Genomic DNA, 19,905 nt, shown 5'->3' with positions numbered 1-19,905 from the left:
GGCTACCTCGTCGTTCTACGGCTGGAGGTACCGACCACCCATTCGACATTGTCGATACGGGCCTCGGTCGCGTCCTCGATGATGATCTGCGCCCGCCAGAACCGGCTGGTACGCCCCTTGGGTAACAGCGCCCGCGCCTCGCTGCCGCGCACCTGAACCGGATGCGTGGTGGACACGCCATGGTCATCGGTGATGCGGACGAACATGCGTCCATCGGTAGATGCCCCAATCAGCAGGCTGTCGAGCCGCTTGTGGTTGGCCACCCCGAAGTCCTGCGCGGCCAGTTCAATCACTGCGCTGAGCACTTCCCGATCATCGCCAGGCACGCCAAGCCGGTATAGGCCGTCCCGCTTCCAGCCATAGGCCTGCATGCCCACCTTCGTGAATCCGCGGAAATCAAAGCCGTCATAACGGCTGACGGCCCCAGTCGCGAGATTGGTCGCGTACTGCAGCAGCTCCCTTGCCACCTGGCTGGCATTGTCCGAAATCGCAACGCCCGAACTGATCAGAGCATGCAAAATAGCGTTGGCGTCGACGGCATCCCCGACGTTCAGTAGCTCGGCCAGCACGGCATCGACGATGATCAACACATCCAGGGAACTGCCCACCGACAGCGATTCCCTGATCAGGGCGTAGATCACCGGGTCTGCGTGGTATTGATCGCGCAGATACAGTGGCTCCAGATACGACCCTGTGCCAGGTGCCTCTCCCAGATCCAGGCCGCGAACAACTACACCACCAACGCTCCCCTCCATGAACCCGTAGTCGTAGTCGGCACCCAGCGCCAACACGTCGAAGCTGGCATTGATATCGCCGCCGATTACGCTCGATCCGGTGACCATGTGGCTCATGGGGATGACGGTCGACAGCATGCTGAACTCGACTTCGGCAAAACCGGCCTCTGCTTCAACCTCAACGCCGCCGGCGTCGATCAGCATCTCGCCGTAGTCGTTCTCTGACATGCGTGCAAGAAGCGGAAGCTCGACCGATACCCTGGCATCGTTGAACTCAAGCTGTCCGGCCCATCCCCACTGCGACTGAGCCTGCAGCCGGCCCTGGCTGTACTCGTCTGACCACCCCCAACTCGACTGCACCGCCATGGACGCGATGCCCTGAAGAACAGGGTCAGATACCGCGTCACCAGCCGCATACAGCACTGCCGCCAGCCGAACGTCGCCACCGCTTTCTACCAGGCTGGTATACGACCAATCGTCGATCGAATAGGTGACCCGCCGCCCAACTCGCCGAATCGCGATTGCCGTGCCGGCGGCCAAGCTGATTCCGCTGTCAGCCTTCTCGACCCCACCCTCTACAACCCGAACGGTGCTGCCGGTGTAGATCACGCCATGCGTTATTGCGTTGAAAGCGCCGACCACCGCCCCAGCACCTGCCAGACCGACGAGCACACCCGCACTACTGGCGACGATTTTGAAGCGAGCCAAGCAATCACCCGCAACGGCCTTGATGCTGACGGCCCCAGCGTTCCAACCCAGGTTGGCGCTGGTGTTGTACTGGGCATCACGTCCTGGACTATATGGAATCGCGGGGAAGCACAGGAGTTGTGAAGCGTCGTAAACCGTACCGTTCAGGTACGAGAACCAGGCCTCCAGAGCTGATTCGTATTGCCCGCGTGGCGCATAGCAGTACGCCGGCCGGGCCAGTTGCTCTGGAATGGCCGGCACGTAGGTCAGACTGATTAGCTTTGAGAGGCGGTTTGCCACGGGTCAGACCTCAGCCTGCAGGGATTGAGGCCACGAAGTTGTTGATGCGCCGCGCATCGCCAGAGATTAGGTTGACGCTTGAAAAATTCAGGTCAGCGCCGATCAGCCCTACGGAACCCTGCAGTCGCGGCGCCGACGTAGAGGCGCCACCCGCATCTGCTGGTTTCTGCATGCGGAAGAACGTGGCCTGGCCGCTCACCAATACGTCGCCAATCCAGACTTCGCTGGGGCTCTTCGTCACCGCACCGGATGCAGCGGAAGCATCAAGCGTTACACCAGTACCAGAGCCGTTAACGGAAATAGTGCAGAGCAGCGTCGCACCCCCAATTGCGCCATCTGCCGACGCGGGTTCGGTACCGGCGTAGATCATGATCACGCATCCATCCATCGCCGACTTCAGCGGCCCGGTAACTAGCATGTGGTTGCGAAGCCCAGTCGAACGCTTCATCAGTTGGTACCTCCAATGATCAGTTCACCGGCGGCCAGAATGGCGTCCACGCCAGCGGGTAGTGTTTTAGGATCGCGAAGTGCCTGTATCACCAACGGCACGGAACCTCCCCACACCACCACGTGCGTAACGGTCTGGTCGGTGCCGGGCGCGGGGAATGTCAGGTCCGCAGTGTTCGATGCGAACGGAGCCGCAGGCGCTGAGTCATCGAAATCGAATACCACAGCCCGGCGGGCGTACCCCGAGTACGCCAGTTCGTTGGCTATGCCATCGACACCCGGCGCCGCGCTATGCAGCGAGACGGTCCAGGCGGTTGGCCTGGATGCAATAGCCTGATTGCTCAGGTAGTAGGTCAGACTGTCGAGAGTGACAGCAGCGGACATGGCCATGCGTCACCTCAGAGAGTTGGCAGCAGGGTGGTGGATACACCCAGGCGGAAGGTAGTGCCGGCCGGCACGTCGTATGGCGACCCGAATCGAGCGATCGACAGCAGCACGCCGCTATCGCCGCCCTTGGTCGCCGACGAAATCAAGAACGCCCCGTAGATCCGCTTGTCAGCGGTAAAGCTGAACTCTGCGCGGCTGCTCAGGTTGGAAACGACCGACACGCCGTCGTAGTCATCGACCCATTCCGGCCTCGAGGCCTGGCTGTACGCCTGCGACTCCTGGGCGTTGGTCTGCAGATCTGCCGACGTGGTCGCACTGGTCGGCACGAAGTTGCCTTCGAACAGGCCGACGTACCAGCTCGAAATGGGCACACCGGTACCGCGCAGCAACGCCACCAGATGGTCGATGCCGACCTGCGGCACCAGGTTGTGATCGCGACCGCTGGCGATGATCGAGCCATCCGGCAGGATGATATCGCCCTCGTAGACGAACCCCTTGCCGAAGAGGTTTTCATGAATCATGGGTATACGATCTCCGCTTCGTAGTGGTCGCTCACGGCCAGTGGCGTGCGATCAGCACCTGGCCGCATGGTTGAGATAGCGCGCTGATTGCCTTCGGACTCGAGCACCGTGGTAGCCCCTGCCACAGCCGGCGCCGGCACGAACTTCTGATCGCCGATCAGTTGAGCACCGCCGCCAGGTACTTCTGCTGCCAGGCCGTACTGGGTCATCCAGGCGATACGCCCATCCGGCAACTCGACGTTGGTTCCCGGTACGCCCGGGTAAGGCAGCAACTCGCCCTGAGCTGGCTCTGCGCTCTCAGGCGAGGTGATCAGGTAGGTCTTTTCTGCCGAGACGATCAAACCAGCAGATCCGGACGCAACGAACCCGACCGGCGCCGGGTACTGGAAGAAGCGCTTGGCACGATCAAGCAGATACGGGCGAAGCGGCTCGGTCAGCCAGACCGTGCTACCCGCAGCGATAGCTAGGACGCCATCGCGCGATGCGATGCAGTCGCCCGGGGAAGGCTCTCGCAGATGCATGGTTTCCAGGCGCGCCGTATCGTCTCGAACCACATTCACCAGGTGCTGGCCGGCGCCCTTGTCCTGCAGGTAGAGCGTTGCCCCATCGGGAGCACTGACGTACAGCAGCGGCGTATGCCCCTCAAGCGACGGCAGGTCAAAACTCAGGCCTTGGCCAGTGCCGACAACGATCTTCGCGGCCGAGGTAGTTCCTCCCTCTTCCCCGAACTCGTTCAGCCAGGTCATGGCCACCTGATAGACGCCAGGCTGCATGCCGCCAGCAACAACGGCTGGCAGCGGCTGAACCGACACAGTAGGCACACCCCAACGACGCAAGCGGCCCGCCCGGTACCGCAGAGCCTGGTTCTCGGTGCAAAAGAACAGCTCTTCGTTGTGCACCGCACCGACCAGGCGCCCAGCACCAGCAATCGTCGCCAGCACGCTCGGCACCTGGGTGCGAGTGTCGAAGTCAATCAACTGATCGCCGTCAGCAATCAGGATGCGATCGCCAACCGCCAGCGCGCCGCGCACATCAGATCCGCTGTAAACGACCTCAGACCCAAGGCGCAGAGAAAGCGACCCGTCCTGCGCCACGTCCACATTGAGAGCGTCACGCAGAGAGCCTTCCGGCACCTTGCGGTAGTCGTCTCGGTTGTTGACGCCACCCTTCCAGGCGGCTTGGCGTACTCGATCCCGCATCGCAGCAAAACCCCAAAGCCGCACAGCGCGGCAACTGCATGGAGTTTCATTTCACGGGCGAGCGATGGCGAACCCTACAGGGGGTCAGGCTGCGCACCCTCACTTCTGTGAGGGCTACGGAATGTCACTGAAAGCGAGCTGTCCACACCAACCAAAAGCCCACTTTCTCGTCACACCCCTACTACCGCCTCAATTGATGAAACGATGGCGTCGGTGTCCGCCGCGTATACAGCGAGAGTATGAATCTGAACGGGCGCAAAGAACGCCGACCCGGCACGACAACCTAGGTAAAGCGTCTGAGTTGTGAAGTTAACGGAAGGCGTTGCCGGCGTACCGACGCTGGCAACGGAAGATATATCTACACCGTCGACACGAAACCGCTGCTGAGCAATAGATGCGTCAGAAGTTGCCATTTGGTAGCGGTTGGTGATAACCCGCAAGCTTGTCGCGCTAGATATTGAGTAATCTCGTCGATATGAAACCGCCGCTCTGGTTCCAAGGGCATGCAGGTTGTTCTCCATATACCAGATAAACCGGCCGGACCCATTGTTGTAGTTCGATGACGACTCCAGCATGATCGCTAGCGCTGACTGGTTAGGCATTGCAGCCTTCATATACGCCGCAGCATAGGCGGTACCAAATGGTACCGACGCTGCACTCATCCAGTCGTTTGTCCCGTCGAATATTGCAGCACCGTCGAATGCTCCGGCATTGACAATACGCGGTTGAGAAGCGGCCGTTGCCTGTACCAGATTGATTCCAGTAGCGGTCTGGTCATAGAAGGTTGTCACAAACGCGCTATTAGATCCCACGAAAGCAGCGAGTGCTGCGGTGTCAAGCGCATCTCCAGCAAACCCGATATCTTGCTCTGCGTTGTCGCTGCTGCGCCGGACGCGGATCGCTACGGTCGCAGTGCTGATGACCTTTCTCAGTGAATAGGCTACGCGCGGCGCTGGACTGAAATCATCGAGATACCCGGCGCTAACACTAGCACCAAAGAAAAAAGGATTTACGAGCATCGTCATGGCTGATACCCGACCAAAGTAACTTTCAAACCCTTTGCAGTACCGTCGCCGATCTGATCAATGTCGATGGTAATTTCTGCATCTGCGGCAATGGCAGAATCCGATATTACCGGTGCAGTTGCGGCTGTTGCGCTCGTCTTTTCGGTGTTGTCGATCGTCAACTTTGTGGAAAGGATCGAAACACCAGCCTCATTGATATCCACGGTCAGGATTGACCCACTGGTTTGCGCTGTTGTCAGCGACGCGAGTACGCCAGTTACCGTGAAGGCGTAGGGCATACGGAAAGTTACCTTGGCAGTACCGGCTGTCAGCGCTGTTGTTTCGTCGCTGCACGCAACGATTATCGGCACCAGCACCTGAACAGCACCCGTCCGCCCATTCACCGATGACACCGCCCCGCCACCGGCTATGGATAGATCGCCGGCTCCAAGCAGACTGTTGCCATTGACCGTCTTGATACTGGTACCGCTGACCAGTGTGTCCTGCTTGCCGCTGACGGCGGCGATCAGGTCGGTAATCTGCTTCTGCAGTTTGCCGAATGCCACCAGCACGTTGTCAGAGCTGGTGATCGCGGTACCGGTGGCCAAACTCAGGCCGTTGAGTACGGTGGTTAGGACGCGCGCCGCAGTGTGGTAGAGGTTGGTCGAGCCCTCGGCCAGGCTGTCGGTGTTGGCGTTCGCCGTGGCGCCGGCCGCGATGCTGCCCAGCTTCGACTTTTCCGTATCGGTATAGGCGTTGGTGTCGGGGTTGCTCTCGTAGAGCACCTTGACCTGCGCGGCGGTGATCGGGTCAGCGCTGCCGGCCTGCGCTACCCATTCGCCGTCGCTTTCGTCCCAGATGTAGCGCTGCACTGGCGCACCAGCACCAGCGTCAACGTCTGCGTAGTCGCCTTCTTGCGCGGTCGGTATGGCCGTCTGCAGAGCGGCCAGATTGATGAACGTGCCGCGATAGTGGCTACCTTCCAGGGCTGCCAGTTTGGCCTTCTCGGCCGCGGTGAAGTTCTCCTGGCTGAGTCCGTAGCCGGCAACCTTGTCGACCTTCAGGTCGAGCTGCACGGAAAGCGCGCCAGGCTGCACGGCGGTATCAGCCAGGGCACCCTGCGCTGCCGATGCGGCGCCAATATCGCCTGGCCCGGTCGGAATGAATGGCTTATCTGCGAGGTCGGCGTAACTACCACTGAGCGCCACAGCGGAAAGGCTGGCAGCGTTCGCCGGAGTGTACGCCAGTGCAGCGGTCACATCTGAGCCAGTCAGCGACACCACGCCAGTGCGCCCGTTGAAGCTGCTGACCCCTGCACTACCACCGCCACCAGTACCTGGCACACCGCGCAGGCCGGCAAGCACAACTACCGGAGTTCGGCGCAGCGCAGCACCCAAGACAATGGGCTTGGCTACCTGTCCGGCGCCGATCACCTTCATGCAGTCACCTCGTCAGCAACCTCGATATCGCTGATCGCTGTCAGCGGGTAGACCTCGCCGCCCGGGGCGATCGCTTCCACGTCGTACTTGCCACGCTTCCATTCCAGGGCTGCAGCAGTAGCGGCATCCATCTTGAGCACGAACGCGCTATGCGCCAGGTCGACCTCGATCTCGCCGTCGGGGCTCTCGCCCGGATCGCTGTGCCAGGTGAACAGCACGGTACCGCCAACGCGATCGCGCACTTGAGCGCGGCAGTGCCAGCCAGTCAGATCCATGGGCTTGTTCAGCACCAGCAGGCCCGAGCCGCTGAACGCCTTCCAGCAGTGCGCGTTCAGGGCGTTCAGCTCGACGGTGTCGACGTCGACCAGCTTGGCAATCTGGCTTTCGTCATCCGGCGTGTTGAGCTCGGCCGGCGCCTTCACGCAAGTGACCTGCACAGGCCACCCATCCGGCACCCCGTGCCCCTCAACGGTCAAGCGCACAGGCGCCTTGCTCGGCATGCCAGTGATCGGCAGATACAGCAGCTCGTCCTCGGCATACACAAAGCCGAATTCGAACGTCTTGCCGCGCTGGATGGTGATGGGGATTTCAGGCGCCGACATGCCAGTCTCCTTACTCGCCGCTCAGGCGTTCCTTGAGGGCGTAGCCCATCAGCGGCCAGACCTTCGCGATGGCGTTCTCGCGCGCGATCTTGCGGCCGATCTCAGCGTCGAAGTTCTCCGGCGAAGCGCAGGCCGACTCACCGGTTACGGTGAAGCCGTTGCGCAGCACCAGCACGCAGAAGGTCAGCAGTCCGAGACTGCCAGTGTTCAGGTTGTGGATCGGGTGATTGCCATGCGAAGACATGCGCGCGCCGTCCGCCGCCGTGAAATAGTGCTCGCTGGCAATGTTCGCCTCGATGTCAGCCGGTGTGATGCGCGGCGCAGTCAGCCCCTTGGCCTGGATTTCTTGCTCGATTGCTTGGTCGCTCATTGTGGTGCTCCGATGATCTTGCACTGCCTGTGCAGGGATACGAGCTGCTCCTGCAGCTTCAGGATTTGGTCGCGCTGGACTTCGAGGCCGGCATAGAGGGCTGGATAAGCTCGTCGAGCAGCGGCTGTAAGTTCTGGGGTTCCTGCATCAGGCTCGCCGGCAGCGGTGCTGGCTCCGTCCACTCGCACTGCGGGGCAGGTGGCAGCGACTCGCAGCCCGCAAGTACCGTCAGCGAGGCAGCGATGCAGAGAATCGGCACGGTCTTCAGCACGTTGTTTCCCCTTCAAGAAAGCGTCTTCGCGCGCGGCCTGGTCAGTTGCCATTTCGCGCTGTAGGCGGTTGGTGTTGCGCAGCGACTTGATCGCCGCAGCGCTCTGTTTGGCCAGGGTCACAGCGTTGTCACGCTCGAGCGCCACGGTGTCGAGGCGCAGCCAGAGCAACGCCAGGGCAATGGCCATGGCGGCACACGCGGCAACCAGGGCGCGAGTCACTGGGCGCTCCAGCACGCGGCATGGCGATCAAGCTGACGGGTCCAAACGCCCCAGCAACGCTTGTTTGGTCTCCCATTAACAAGCGTCGAGCAGTCATATCCGGCCGCGAATCGCCAGTTCAGCAGAGCATCGCAAGCACCTGCGTAATCGCCTTTCAGCAACCATGTGCGCGGTGACTTCGGCTTTCGCCAGTTGCCGATGCCGTACTGGCCGATGAAGTCGAGGTAGAGGTCGTATTCCTCTTGGTAAAGCTTCACGCCCGGCAGCGAGGCCTGGAATCGGCGCTCTTCCTCGCTGTGCAGCGCCCGGGCCAGTTGCTCGGCTCGCTCGCGGGTGATGGGAGGATCTGCCAGGGTGACGCGCGTACCGTCCTCGTAGCGGGTCGAGCCGTGGCCGATGGTCGGCACGTCACCCTTGGTCGGGATATGCGGAGCAAGCAGCTCGACGCCATCCTTCTCGACCACAGGGCTTTCGCCCTCGCTCTTGATCCAGGCACCGAAGCCGGCCAGGCTGAGCGTCAGCGCTGTAATGGCGATTCGGTTGCGGATGCTCATTGCTGTGCACCATCGACAATGGCGTCCTGCGCCTCTTGGGCTTCCTGCGCCTCTTGCCGTGCCTTGTAGACGTATTGCACTTCAAGGTCATGCAGACGCTGCTCGCGCCGGTCCTTGCGGTACTGGTAGAAGAGATTGGCGCCGAAGGTCAGCAGCGCGGTGACGATACCAACGACGATGCCCCACTCAGTAAGCGTCAACCCTGACGCCACCGACACACCTGCGCCGGCGTAGCTCACTCCACTCATAACCTTGTCGCTCATACGCTGATCCTGTCAGAGAGGGGTGGCCCCTCGTTTCGGTATGGTCAAAGGCTATGCAGGTGGCAGGTTGCGAGCGAACCCTACAGGGGGTCAGGGCCAGGCTTTGTTGTGGTGCTCAACGTCCTGGCGGGTGATACGGCGCAGATCGCTGTCGGGGCGATCGCCGAAATAGTTGGTAAACGCGGCCAAAGCTGCCTCGGCGCGACCGAGATCCAGCGTCTCGCTGTCCGGCATGCTGAATGCGCGGTACAGCGCCCAGTTCACCAGATGCCGGTGATGGGCCTGATTGATCTCCGGCTTCGACGTCTTGTCGGCGCTCAGCCCACGGATGGGCAGACGGTAGCCTTCAAGCTTGAGTGTTCCACCGAGGCGCGGCGTCGGCACCAGGCGAATGCTGGTGTCGCCCTGGATGGCAAAGCGGGGAATGTCGGTGCGGTCGCGCCAGCCTGGCATGTTGTCATCCAGCCACTCACGCGAAACGAGCTTCACCTGGCAGCGCTCGGTCGAACCAGCCTCAAGCAGGCCCAGGTGATCGATTTCGTACAGCCCTTGGCTCAGCGCATAGACCGTCTCACCGGCAGCGATATCGATCTCGAAGCTCGAATCATGCAGCAGGCGCCCGCGAATGCAGGCCTCCTGCTCTGCCTCAATGAGCCACCGCGCAACGTCAGGTTGCTCGAACAGGTACGGCTCTACCTTGTCCTGAGTGGTTACCCTGAAATCCTTGGTCAGCTCGTCGAGGGTCATGTCACACCACGCCGTACTGGTCGATCATGCCGGTGACCGCCTGGCGCAGCTCCGCGACAGACTTGCGCTTGTCGAGGTTCTGCTTGTAGTTGGTCATGGCGTACTCGGCCAGCGAGTCCTTGGTCATGATGTTGATCTGCTGCTTCAGATCGAGAATGCGATTCTCTTTGTCGCGAGCCTCGTCCTCGAGCTTCTTGGCTTCAGCCAACTGGCGAGCGGTGTCGTCGTCTTCATCCTTGTCCTCGACCTTGTCCGACTTCGCAGGCGCATCGGCTACGGCCTTGGCGCTGCCTTCCTCGAACATATCGGGGTGACGCAGGAACTTGCGGGCGATATCGGCCGGCATGGCGCGCTCTTGGCCCTGAGTGAAGCTCAGGCCGGTGCCATACAGGTGATCGGTGTAGGTCGGCTTGCGGCCGATGTAGACCACCACGATCTTGCCCGGGCCAGCCGGAGCGCTCGGTGCTGCCTGACGTGCGGGGACCTTGGCCAGCGCAGCAGCAACGGCAACGGCAGCCGCTTCATCAGCGTCCGGCAGATCCTTCAGCGCATGCACGACGGCGCGGAACAGGTAGTCCTTCGACTTCTGTTCGGGCGGCAATTCGTCGTAGGGGCGGCAGCACGGGTGAGTCTTCTTCTCGGCGTCCTTCACTTCACCGTATACCCAGCCGTCGGCGACCTTCTGAGCCAGCCAGCTTTCGTGCGACTGCTCGGGGGTGGCATCAGGATTGGCCAGGTGCATTTCGACACCAGCGATGGCGCTCTTCTGCTGCCATTCCGGCGCGTCATCCCAGGTTGGCTGGGAATCATCGCCCAGCGACAGACAGAACGCCGCGTTGATGGCGTGCGCGACCTTCGCAATGACCAGTACTTTCATGTTCGTGTCCTACCATGCGGAAAAAGAAAGGGGCCGAAGCCCCTCCCAAGCTGCGTATCAGCGGGCGCCTTGAAGCTCACCGGTCACCAGCACCTCGATCTTGCTGGCCTTGGCGTTGTCAGCAACAGCCGTGGTCAGGATCAGGCGTGCCGGTTTCGGCAGAACCTTCAGGGCTTTACCCGCGTTGGCACGCAGGCGCGCAGCGGTTGCCAGGTTGAGGCCGGTACCGAAGTACGCGGCATCCTGCGGTACGGCAGCGTCATCCACACCATCCGCGTAGGCGAAGCCCAGCGAGCCGGTGATGGTGGCGGTCATGCCAGTGCTGATCAGGATCGAAGCATCGTCCAGGCGCATACCTTCAGGCAGCGGGCCGAGGTCGACCACATCACCAGTGGCGATCGCCGCAGTCGAATCAGCGTTGAGCGCGGCACCGTTGGCGCCGGTCTCCAGTTTGAAGCAAAGGGTGGTGGTGTTGCCGTAGGCACCAGCAGCACCGCCAAACTGGCGAGTGCCGAAGGTCTTGAGGGTTACTTTGGCCATGATGGGCTCTCCTTCAATGGGGTTCAGTAAAGGCGGGCCGGTGTTACCCGACCCAACCCATCACTTGCGAGCGCCGATGATCGGCACGGCGGTATCGATCGCAGTCGCACCGTAGTCGGTGAACTCAGTACCGTTGCCAGTCTCGATCGCAAAGCGGATCTTGCTGACGCCACGAATGGCACCCAGCAGCAGCTCCACCTTGTCGCCATGGTCCAATTCCTTCTCGCTCCAGAAGAACGGGATCTTCGATTTCTCGCTGGCAGCCATCGCCTCGGCCACGGCCTGGCCACCCAGCAGGATGGCGCGGTCAATGGCGTGAGTGGTACCAAAGCCAGCCGGCACGATGCAGGTGCTCTCTGCTTCGCTGTTGCTGGCTGCGCAGTAACGAATGGTGTCGCCAGCGTAGAAGCGGATCGGCTTCGGCATCTTCACGATCAGCACGCCATTCCACAGACCGACTTCGCCCAGGAACAGCGGGTGGCCTTTGGCTTGCTGGGCACGCGCCATTGCACTGGCTTGCAGCTGGCGGAAGTTGGGATCGGCTGCGAACAGGTTGTACTGAGCAGCGGACACCAGCATCACGCGCAGCGGCGAGTCGTTGGCAGCGGCGTCACCCTCGAAGATGACCGGAGGCGGCGGCAGCGCCACCTGATCGATGAAGGTGCGGACGCCGTCCACGGTATCCATCTTCATCAGGTCGGTGGTCGCCAGGTCGACCTCGCCAGCGTTCACGGTGAACGGCTTGATGCCATTGCCGCCATCAGCGATGAAGTGACGGTTCTTGGTCGGCGCCTTCACGCGGTTGACCATGATCTCGGCGAACTTCGGATGCTGCTCGGTGGGCACAGCCCATTCGATGTTGTCGTGGAAGCCACGGGCACCAGCCATGTGCACCAGCAAGCTCTGATCGACATAGGCATCCATGCGAGCCTGGGCCACCGGACGACCCAGGCGACGGAAGTCTGCAGGGCTGCGGATGGTGGTCATGGTGTCGCCGAGGTCGATCGGGAAGCGCGCCTGGTTCACGCGCAGCTTGTCCTCGGACAGCTTCATGCCCACACCGCGACCCTCGGCGTACTCGCCACCCATGATCGGGTAGCCGCCAACCGGGTTCAGCAGGTTGAAGGTGACTTCGTCACCGCGCCCCTTGCTGAGATCCTGACAGCGCACGATGGGCATGTGCTGGGTGGTCTGCTTGCGCAGGGTAGCCTCGGCACCAGCGGTACCTTTCGGCATCTTGCCGGTGAGGCGGTTCAGGGTGGTATTGCGCTGGGTGTGGACGGCGAACAAGCCGACGGCCTGCTCGACCATCGCCTGCGGGTCGCCGTAGCGCATATGAGTCTTGTCGGTCACGGTGAATCTCCTTGATCACGGGACACGGAGCGTCAGACGCTCCGGTTCAGAAATGCCTCGATCTGCTCCGGGCTCTTGTCCATCAAGGCCTCGGCCATATCTACGGCGCCTAAGTTCGCCAGGGCTTCGCTGCCAGTGGCCGGTCCTGCTCGGCCGCCCGGAATGTCCGAGAGGCTTACAGGTACTGCCGGCTTGGCCGCTTCCACGGCTTGCTTGGCTGCTGCCTGAACGCCCGCACTGGCGGGCGCAGCGGCTGCTGCCTGAGTTTTCCCAGTGGCTTCCTTGTACGTGTCGATGAACTCGATGATCTCGGCCGCCGTGCCCCTCTCCATCACCGAGCGGTATGCGCTACGGGCGAATCCAGGCTGCGACTCGATCCACGCATCCAACTCCGAGCTCTCGATAATCGAATCGAGGTCAGGGTGCTTGGCGTAGATCGCCTGCGCGTGAGCTTCCTGCTCGGTCATCTGCTGCTTCTGCTGCAGGGGGGCCACTTGCTGCTTCACCAGATCGGCCAGCAGTGCCGGGGCACTCTTTGCGATCAAGGCTTGCACGCCCTTGGCCAGCGCTTCCGGGGAGAAATCCCCGAAAATGTCCGGGTCGATACCGGCATCCATAGCGGCCTCAGCGGCTGCCAGGTTCTTGTCGGCATCGGTCGGCGCGATCCCTGCATCCGCCCGTTGTTGCGCTTGATTCCTGAGCGCTTCCAGCTCCTGCTGTGCGCCCTGCAACTTCTGCAGTAGCTCCTGCTCGCGGGCTTCCGCCGCCTGCCTTCCTTCTCGCGCTTCCTGCAGGCGCTGATACGGAATGGTGTGGACGTTGTCCTTCGCCATGATCACGGACTTGGCCGGATCTTCCGCCTCAACGCTTGCCGCGTTGTCATCGGTGCTCGATACGTCTTCAGTTGCCTGTGCGCCGTCGGTGGCTGGTGCGGCTTCTGCAGCAGCAGCGGCGGGCGTCTCGCTGCCAGTGTCCGGGGTCGGTTCCCCGGTATCGCCCATATCCGCCAGCTCAAGAAGCTGGGCGGCCTGCTCTGCCGTCATCTCACCGTTCGGTGCGTGTTGCTGGATAAACTCGTTCGGATTCATGCCTGTCCCGCCACATATCGCCGTGGCCGCAATGGGTTCAGCAGTTACGAGGCGTCGCCGCCTCGCGCATCGCCAGGTCGCACCTGGCTTGCGAACGAGTGTCGCGAGGGGATCGGAAAAGAAAAAACCCTACAGGGGGTCAGCTCTGTAGGGCTTTCAGGTCAGGCGAGGTTGTCGGTGGTGCTGGCAGTCTCGATTCCCTGCATTCCGGTACCAGGCTCAGCAGGTACCGGCGGGAAGGCTGGACTGGTGTTCTCGCGCACTGGCGGCAAGCTATCAGGGCCACCTGGCTGCACATAAGGCGTCTTGATGTTCATCGCCGCAGTGGCATCAGCCTGTGGGAAGTTCGGATCGTCGCCCTGTTGCTGCTCGTAGCCGGCGCCCTTCATGATCTCGTCGGCGACCGGGGCGATCATCGGCATCTGAGCGACCTGGGCGGCAGCCTGCATCGCTGAGTAAGCGGCCTGCACGCCAATCTGCACGGACTCGCGGCGGATCTTCTCGATCTCGGCGTCCGTCTTGCCCTCCTTCATCGCCAGTTCGCGCATCTTCAGTTCGGTACCGGACTTGGCCAACGCATCGTCGACCGACTGCTTGATGCGCTGCTCGATCTGCTCGGGCGATTCCTGCTCGCTGGCCGCGCGGATTGCTTCGACCACATCGCGCTTGAACGGCACATCCATGAGGCTGACCAAGAACGGCAGTACGGCGGCCTGGTACTGTGGCGGCAGACTCTTGACCGCCTCGGACAGAGCCGACAATTGCTGCGCACGATAGCTGTTGGTGCTCGGCACGTCCTCCAAGGCAACCTTCAGGCGGGTACGCTGCAGGTCGTTGGACAGGTAGGTATATCCCAGCTCGTCCTGCTCTGGCTTGTTGATCACCACGCTTCGGTCTTCGCGCACCGCATCGCCCTCGATGATTATCGTCTGCTGCTTCGCGCCCAGATCCTTGATGATCATCGACAGCAGCAGCTCGCCAACCATAGTCCGGCCGGCGCGGAAGTTGTCCATCATCACGCCCAGCGCCTGGTTGCTCTGCTCGATCTGCATGGCCTCCTGACGGCCGCTGGTGGCGGTACCTTCCTTGCCCATAAAGCCGGTGGTCACCGCCGACACGCGCTGAATCGCTGAGCGGTTGTCCTGCAGCATCTGAAACTGCTGGGCGTTCAGCTGAAAGTCTCGCTCGACCTTGAAGACAGCGCCCTGCTTGGCCATATGCTCGGCGTTTAGCACGATATCCGCGTCTACCCTTGCGACCTGATTGCGCACCTGGGCATCGGTCATTGGGGTAGCGCCCTTGGTGCGGATGGTGCGAACCGAGGACAAGCCCCAACGCAGCTTGCTAATGCCGCTGTTCAGGCTGTCCTGCGGGTAGATCATGTCTCGCACGTAGCCAAACGGAACCCTGGTACCGTCTTCACGGAATCCCCAGAACGGCACGTAGGGGAAATGCCGGTGGGTGTACGGGCTGGGGCCATCATGCAGGCAGTGCGGGCCGAGCCAGTAGCTCCGGCGCACCCTGGCGACCACAGCGCGACTGTACGTCGACATGCCACTGGCCAGCGCCACCTGATGCGCCATATTGCTTTCGTCGTATTCGACCACGCGGCCATCGGGCGCGGTGATCACGCCAACCTCAACCCAGCGGCGGTACCAGACCTCGGCCAGGCAGATCTCTTTCGAGGTCGGGTTGTACCAGCGCTCCTCTTGGACGGTCCACGCCCGAGCTTCTGCCCAGGCATTGTGCAATCCGGTTGAATCGCCGCCGTCATTCGCAGCACTTGGCGTGTCCATCCACCATTCGGCACCATGCTTGCCGATCGCCAGGATCAGTTCCTTGTGCTCTGGGAATACGCGAGCGATACGGTCAGGCAGCAACCAGCGCTGGCGACGCAGCCAGCGCGCATCACTCAGATCTTTCTCTGTCGACGCGAAGTCCCAGTGGATTTCGTTGCGGTTCACCACACTGCAGCGGTATGGGTACTTGAATGGGTCGCTCTCGCGCTTCACTTCCACCCAGCCGAGACCAATGGCGATCTGTGACTGGAATGCATCGCTGCACGCATCGTCCGCCTTGGAGTGGCGTTCCGCCTGGTTCAGCTTGTAATTCAGTGCGTCCGCCACGTCCTGGCCGCCAATGTCTCCATCCGGCGTGACGCGCCAGTCAGTGCGGGTGGCGCTCTCGTAGCCGCGGATTGAAAGCAACGCCGGCCCGATCAGGTTCTCAACCGCCGGCGGAATACCCAATGCACGCTGGCGGGCCAGCAGCTCGCTGTCCAGTTGGTTGCCGTCGGCATAGTCCATTTCCTTGTCAGCAGTGCTGCGCCACTTCGGCTGCTCCTCGATCTCGTGCATGATCTCGGCGTACTCGTCCAGTACAAGCGCAAGCTCGTCTTTCGCCTCTTCGGTCTGGTCGGGGTGCTTGAGTGCGGTAGCGTCCATCTGATGGTTCCTCACGTGCGCCAGTCGGGCGCTGGGGCTTCGGTGTACGACTGCCGGCCCTGGTGACCGAGCATGTCCAGTTCTTTGGCCTGCGCCCACTGACGGAAGGCGTCGGCGCCCTCGCTGCAGCCGTTGGCCTTGTTGGGGGCGTTGTCGAGAAAGCGGTTTTCTGAGCGGCTGAACTTCTTGCGGTAGTTGTCCAGGCGGTTGATGCCGTCGGCACACGCCACTTCGTCGATAAAGCAGCCCTTCATGTGCTTGCGGGTCTGCTGAATACCGGTGATCAGCTCGGTGATACGCGGCACGATGACGAATGTGTGCCCGGGCAGCAGATCCTCGAGCATTTCCAGCACGCTGCGGTTGTAGTCGCCCAGGCGCTTGTGCGCGGCGTCATGCGGCAGGTAGTGGGTGCCGTACAGATAGCCACGGTCTTTCAGTTCCTGCGCGTAGTGGCGTAGATCCTTGCCGTGCTCTTCGTAGTAGTCGACGAATCGATCCTCGCCGCGCAGTTCCTGCTGAAACCACACAGCGCAGCCGTCGCTGTTGCCGATATCCCAGAAGGTATTCACCGGCACGTCGAGTACAGGCACGCGGGTAATGCCGCCGCGCTTGCGCATGGCCTGCATGTCCTCTGCGTAGTAGTTGCCCTCGGTGCTGATCTGGAAGGCTTCATCGGGCGTGCCAGGGTATTCCTGCCACATCCGTTCTTCCTTGCCGGCGAAGTCGGCCTGCTTGGTGGCCACGTACCAGGCGCGCTGGTCCGGGTCGATCTTGCAGTCCATCAGCGCTTCGAGCTTGTCGAAGTAGGCGTGCTGGCCGCGATCGACAGGCACCGTGACACTCGGCAGCCGGTAATTCGGCTCCTGCCACCAGGCGTAGAAGTGGAACCGGTAGTCTTTCGGCGTGAGCGGCTTCTTGTCTCGGTAGTTCTTCTGGGCAATCTGCACCATGTTGAAGAACTCGCCTTCGCGCCCTTCGGCCGTGCTCTCGATCACCAGCACGCCATTGGTAGGCACGGCCGGGATGGAGCCGGTGACCACTTCCTGCGCCTTGTCCGGGCACTTGGCGCAGATCTTCCCAAACTCGGAGACGTGCAGGCGGTGGATAGTGCCCGAGCGCATCGAGGTCGCCACGCGCACCGAACTGTTGTTGTGCGCGAAAAGCAGCTCGACGGCGCTATCCCTGGCCAGCGGGAAGCGCTCACGGATTTCGTCAGGCAGGTTCTCGTAGGCGAATTTCACCTTATCGCGAAAGATCGTCTCGGCCGCCTCGCGATCCTGGGCGATGATGCCGCAGCGCTGGTTGGCGTTGAACAGCGCGTGATCCAGCCACAGGATGGCGATCAGCGTCGTGAAGCCGAGTTGGCGCGCCTTCAGGATCAGGTTGCGGTGCCACAGCCGCTTCAGAAATCGCTTCTGCGCCCTGTTCGGCTTGAACGGCATCACGAACGACTCGCCTTCCTCGACGATGTTGCCGAGCTCGTCGAGCTTGTCGTCGCCCTTCACCATGATCTTGTACAGGCAGCCAGAGAACAGGCGCCATTCAGGGTCAGCCAGGCAGCGAGCCAGTTCCTCTGCGTTGGTCGGCAGAGGCTGCAGCGGCTCGTCGTGGATCACCCGCATGGCCATGGATCAGTCCTCGCCATGCTCAGGATCGTGCGCCACTGGCTTGAACCCGTTCGAGTTGCCGCTGGCGATCGAGTGCAGGAGGCTTGCCAACGGGTCGACGCGCTGCTGGTTGTCCTTCTCGTACAGGCCAAGGTGCTTGAACAGCTTCTCCATGGCTGCATCTTTCGAGTGCGTCATCACCTCGATGCCGAACTTCGTCTGCTTCACGCCGGCATACAGCGACGCAGCACCAGGCGACAGTTTGCGGGTGTCTTTCAGCACCACGCGCGGGTATCCGTGGCCACCGCATTCAGGGCAGCCAGAGAACGGCTCACGGTTCGGATCGAAGCCTATGCCGCCTTCCTCTGGGAAATCTTCCGGGTCATCGCCACCGACCACCCACTGATCGAAGGCGAAATCACGTTCTATCTGCGTGCGCTGACGCAGGTGGCCTTCGCCGTAGCAGTGCCGACAGCACACGACCACCAGCTCGGTCAGCTCGCGAGCATCGGCCGTGACCTGATTCCACGCCTCGCGCAGCACTCGGTCAGCAGTAATCTCGGTGCGCTGTTGCTGTTTCTGCCGCGCTTCAGCAATTGCCGCCTGGACATTAGGTTTTGTTAGGTTCTCGCATCCAACGACTGCAGCCGTCTTCTCGCTGTATCCAGCGCGTATTGCAGCCTGCTTGGCGTTCAGGTCGACCAGATACTCTTCGACGAATCGAACCTGCAGCGCAGTCAACGCCACTTCAGCGTTATGCACCTTCACCGTATTGCGAGCACGCGCAGTCGAGCCGGTCGCCTTCTTCTTGGCTACCGGCTTCTTCACTGGCTTCTTGGGTGCGGGCTTGGCGCCCTTCTCTTTCGTGGTCATGCCCGGAGTCTTTCCGGGTGGGGGACAGGGTGTCGAACCCTACAGGGGGTGCTGTCTGCTGCGCTCTACAGCGGTTTGATCAGATGCTCACCCTGGTTGCGGACGTTGCCGACAGCGGGGTCTACACGATACCACTCGAAATCCTCAGCTGGATCACCAGAGTGCAGGACAATCTGCTCTGCATCCTCGGATGCGGTACCAGTATCCAGCCAGGCCTTGGCCAGATCACCGGACAACGCCACAGGGCGACGATCATGCACATCGACCATACCGCCTTGCGCGTCGGCCGTGATAATCACGAATCCATCATGCTCGCCGGCATCAGCACCTGGCGTCGGAAAACTCCCGATGGCCGCACACAGGGTCGGCCTGCCATCCCGCCGGCGTATGAAGTATGGCTGCTTGCGCTTGCCGCCTTCGTCTACCCACTCAAACCAGCCGTCGATAGGGCATATCGCACGGTGCTTCCAGATTGCGCGGAAGAACGCTCCGTGGGCCACTTTCTCGACCCTGGCATTGATAGGCGCAGCCCTATCCTTCGCCCAGTGCGGTCGCCATCCCCAGCGCAAACGCTCGACGACCAGTTCATCATCCAGTACGTGCAACAGGGATACCTGGGTTGATGGCGCTACGTTGTACCGCGGCGGGACGCCCTCGGCAGCCTGCAGACGCTCACGCTCAGGCCAGCCACTCAAGGCGTCGACGAACTCGCGAATACCGCTGTACTGGGCGATTCGACCACACATGAATCGAGCTCCAGGCTAAAGGCAGAGTCTGTAATGGTAGTTCACATAGGGGCATGAGACGAGAAAGCCCGCACTCGGCGGGCTTTCTCTGCATCAGCGGGGTCAGGCGCTCGATCGCGCCCAGTGCAGTACTTGATCATTCGTGCGGTTGAACACCATGCCGGCACTGGCGATACGCATGTCACTGCGCAATGCGGGGCTTCGCTTGCTCTCCAGGCTACGCGGCTGCATCACCTCGGCCAGGTTGCGCTTGGCCTCGGCCGCAATGTGCTGGTCAGCATACGCTTTGTAAGCCAGGTGATCGGCCGGCGCCGGCGCAGCGAACACCAGGCCGCTGGACAGATACAGGATGGCGATAACGCACAGCAGGACTTTCTTCATCTTCGGACGCCTCGACAGATCGGGGTTTGGGAAGCCCGAGTGTTCTGCCTGCGTCCATGTTGTCTCAAACCCTACAGGGGGTCAGCGACGACTTCCCTTCGGAGGTAGCTTCTCTGCCGCCTCTACAGCCTCAGTCAACAGATCAAATGGCTCGCCCAGAGGGCCATCGTCGTTCCAGATACGCCACTTGAAATCTGACCCCTTGATCACGTCGTAACCATTCACCTCGTACATTTCAGGCTTCTGCATTC

The 19,905-nt window shown here is 61.6% G+C and carries 23 protein-coding genes; all 23 read right to left on the bottom strand.

Annotation, left to right across the window (positions count from 1 at the left end; all coding sequences use genetic code 11):
- Positions 1-2 precede the first annotated feature (2 nt).
- On the bottom strand, positions 3-1,721 hold the full coding sequence (locus B2U07_RS21710) for a hypothetical protein (RefSeq protein ID WP_296277875.1): 1,719 nt from the start codon (positions 1,719-1,721) through the stop codon (positions 3-5).
- A 10-nt stretch (positions 1,722-1,731) separates the two neighbouring features.
- Positions 1,732-2,169 (bottom strand): hypothetical protein, encoded by a 438-nt coding sequence (locus B2U07_RS21705; RefSeq protein ID WP_296277874.1) that lies wholly within the window; start codon positions 2,167-2,169, stop codon positions 1,732-1,734.
- Positions 2,169-2,552 (bottom strand): phage tail fiber protein, encoded by a 384-nt coding sequence (locus tag B2U07_RS21700; protein WP_296277873.1) that lies wholly within the window; start codon positions 2,550-2,552, stop codon positions 2,169-2,171. Before B2U07_RS21700 ends, B2U07_RS21705 begins: the two co-directional genes overlap by 1 nt.
- Before the next feature lie 14 nt (positions 2,553-2,566).
- Positions 2,567-3,076 carry a hypothetical protein gene (locus tag B2U07_RS21695; RefSeq protein ID WP_296277871.1) on the bottom strand — a complete coding sequence of 170 codons (510 nt, stop codon included), beginning with the start codon at positions 3,074-3,076 and terminating at the stop codon, positions 2,567-2,569.
- A complete protein-coding gene (locus tag B2U07_RS21690) occupies positions 3,073-4,275 on the bottom strand; it encodes a hypothetical protein (RefSeq protein ID WP_296277869.1) in 1,203 nt (400 codons plus the stop codon). Before B2U07_RS21690 ends, B2U07_RS21695 begins: the two co-directional genes overlap by 4 nt.
- 170 nt (positions 4,276-4,445) lie before the next feature.
- Entirely contained in the window at positions 4,446-5,300 is an 855-nt protein-coding gene (locus tag B2U07_RS21685) for an arabinofuranosidase catalytic domain-containing protein (RefSeq protein WP_296277867.1), read from the bottom strand.
- Complete coding sequence (locus B2U07_RS21680; protein ID WP_296277865.1) at positions 5,297-6,718, bottom strand: hypothetical protein; 1,422 nt, start codon at positions 6,716-6,718, stop codon at positions 5,297-5,299. Before B2U07_RS21680 ends, B2U07_RS21685 begins: the two co-directional genes overlap by 4 nt.
- Entirely contained in the window at positions 6,715-7,320 is a 606-nt protein-coding gene (locus B2U07_RS21675; protein ID WP_296277863.1) for a hypothetical protein, read from the bottom strand. Before B2U07_RS21675 ends, B2U07_RS21680 begins: the two co-directional genes overlap by 4 nt.
- Before the next feature lie 10 nt (positions 7,321-7,330).
- On the bottom strand, positions 7,331-7,690 hold the full coding sequence (locus B2U07_RS21670) for a Gp49 family protein (protein WP_296277861.1): 360 nt from the start codon (positions 7,688-7,690) through the stop codon (positions 7,331-7,333).
- Positions 7,687-8,148 carry a lysis system i-spanin subunit Rz gene (locus B2U07_RS21665; protein ID WP_296277860.1) on the bottom strand — a complete coding sequence of 154 codons (462 nt, stop codon included), beginning with the start codon at positions 8,146-8,148 and terminating at the stop codon, positions 7,687-7,689. The genes B2U07_RS21670 and B2U07_RS21665 overlap by 4 nt, the downstream gene beginning before the upstream one ends.
- A gap of 29 nt (positions 8,149-8,177) precedes the next feature.
- On the bottom strand, positions 8,178-8,735 hold the full coding sequence (locus B2U07_RS21660; protein ID WP_296277858.1) for a glycoside hydrolase family protein: 558 nt from the start codon (positions 8,733-8,735) through the stop codon (positions 8,178-8,180).
- The gene (locus tag B2U07_RS21655; protein WP_296277856.1) at positions 8,732-8,998 is read right to left on the bottom strand and encodes an HP1 family phage holin; all 267 of its coding nucleotides are present in this window, start codon (positions 8,996-8,998) and stop codon (positions 8,732-8,734) included. Before B2U07_RS21655 ends, B2U07_RS21660 begins: the two co-directional genes overlap by 4 nt.
- Before the next feature lie 90 nt (positions 8,999-9,088).
- Positions 9,089-9,745, bottom strand: a complete 657-nt coding sequence (locus B2U07_RS21650) for a DUF6682 family protein (RefSeq protein ID WP_296277854.1) — start codon at positions 9,743-9,745, stop codon at positions 9,089-9,091.
- 1 nt (position 9,746) lies between these two features.
- On the bottom strand, positions 9,747-10,622 hold the full coding sequence (locus B2U07_RS21645) for a RyR domain-containing protein (RefSeq protein ID WP_296277852.1): 876 nt from the start codon (positions 10,620-10,622) through the stop codon (positions 9,747-9,749).
- Between the two features lie 57 nt (positions 10,623-10,679).
- On the bottom strand, positions 10,680-11,162 hold the full coding sequence (locus tag B2U07_RS21640; protein WP_296277850.1) for a hypothetical protein: 483 nt from the start codon (positions 11,160-11,162) through the stop codon (positions 10,680-10,682).
- A gap of 60 nt (positions 11,163-11,222) precedes the next feature.
- Positions 11,223-12,515, bottom strand: coding sequence for a DUF4043 family protein (locus tag B2U07_RS21635; protein ID WP_296277848.1), 1,293 nt, complete (start codon positions 12,513-12,515; stop codon positions 11,223-11,225).
- Positions 12,516-12,547: 32 nt separating this feature from the next.
- On the bottom strand, positions 12,548-13,603 hold the full coding sequence (locus B2U07_RS21630; RefSeq protein WP_296277846.1) for a hypothetical protein: 1,056 nt from the start codon (positions 13,601-13,603) through the stop codon (positions 12,548-12,550).
- A 161-nt stretch (positions 13,604-13,764) separates the two neighbouring features.
- Positions 13,765-16,047 (bottom strand): hypothetical protein, encoded by a 2,283-nt coding sequence (locus B2U07_RS21625; protein WP_296277844.1) that lies wholly within the window; start codon positions 16,045-16,047, stop codon positions 13,765-13,767.
- An 11-nt stretch (positions 16,048-16,058) separates the two neighbouring features.
- The gene (locus B2U07_RS21620) at positions 16,059-17,675 is read right to left on the bottom strand and encodes a terminase (RefSeq protein WP_296277841.1); all 1,617 of its coding nucleotides are present in this window, start codon (positions 17,673-17,675) and stop codon (positions 16,059-16,061) included.
- A 3-nt stretch (positions 17,676-17,678) separates the two neighbouring features.
- On the bottom strand, positions 17,679-18,527 hold the full coding sequence (locus tag B2U07_RS21615; protein WP_296277840.1) for a terminase small subunit: 849 nt from the start codon (positions 18,525-18,527) through the stop codon (positions 17,679-17,681).
- Positions 18,528-18,592: 65 nt separating this feature from the next.
- Positions 18,593-19,273: an SOS response-associated peptidase family protein gene (locus B2U07_RS21610; RefSeq protein WP_296277839.1), complete on the bottom strand. Its 681-nt coding sequence runs from the start codon at positions 19,271-19,273 to the stop codon at positions 18,593-18,595.
- Positions 19,274-19,375: 102 nt separating this feature from the next.
- A complete protein-coding gene (locus B2U07_RS21605; RefSeq protein WP_296277838.1) occupies positions 19,376-19,654 on the bottom strand; it encodes a hypothetical protein in 279 nt (92 codons plus the stop codon).
- Positions 19,655-19,735: 81 nt separating this feature from the next.
- The gene (locus B2U07_RS21600; RefSeq protein WP_296277835.1) at positions 19,736-19,903 is read right to left on the bottom strand and encodes a hypothetical protein; all 168 of its coding nucleotides are present in this window, start codon (positions 19,901-19,903) and stop codon (positions 19,736-19,738) included.
- Positions 19,904-19,905: the final 2 nt, after the last annotated feature.

The organism is Pseudomonas sp. UBA7530 (genome assembly GCF_002479365.1).
In the GTDB taxonomy this organism is placed as follows: Bacteria; Pseudomonadota; Gammaproteobacteria; order Pseudomonadales; family Pseudomonadaceae; genus Aquipseudomonas.
Note: the sequence above shows the minus strand (reverse complement) of the source record. Positions and strands in the feature narration are given on the sequence as shown.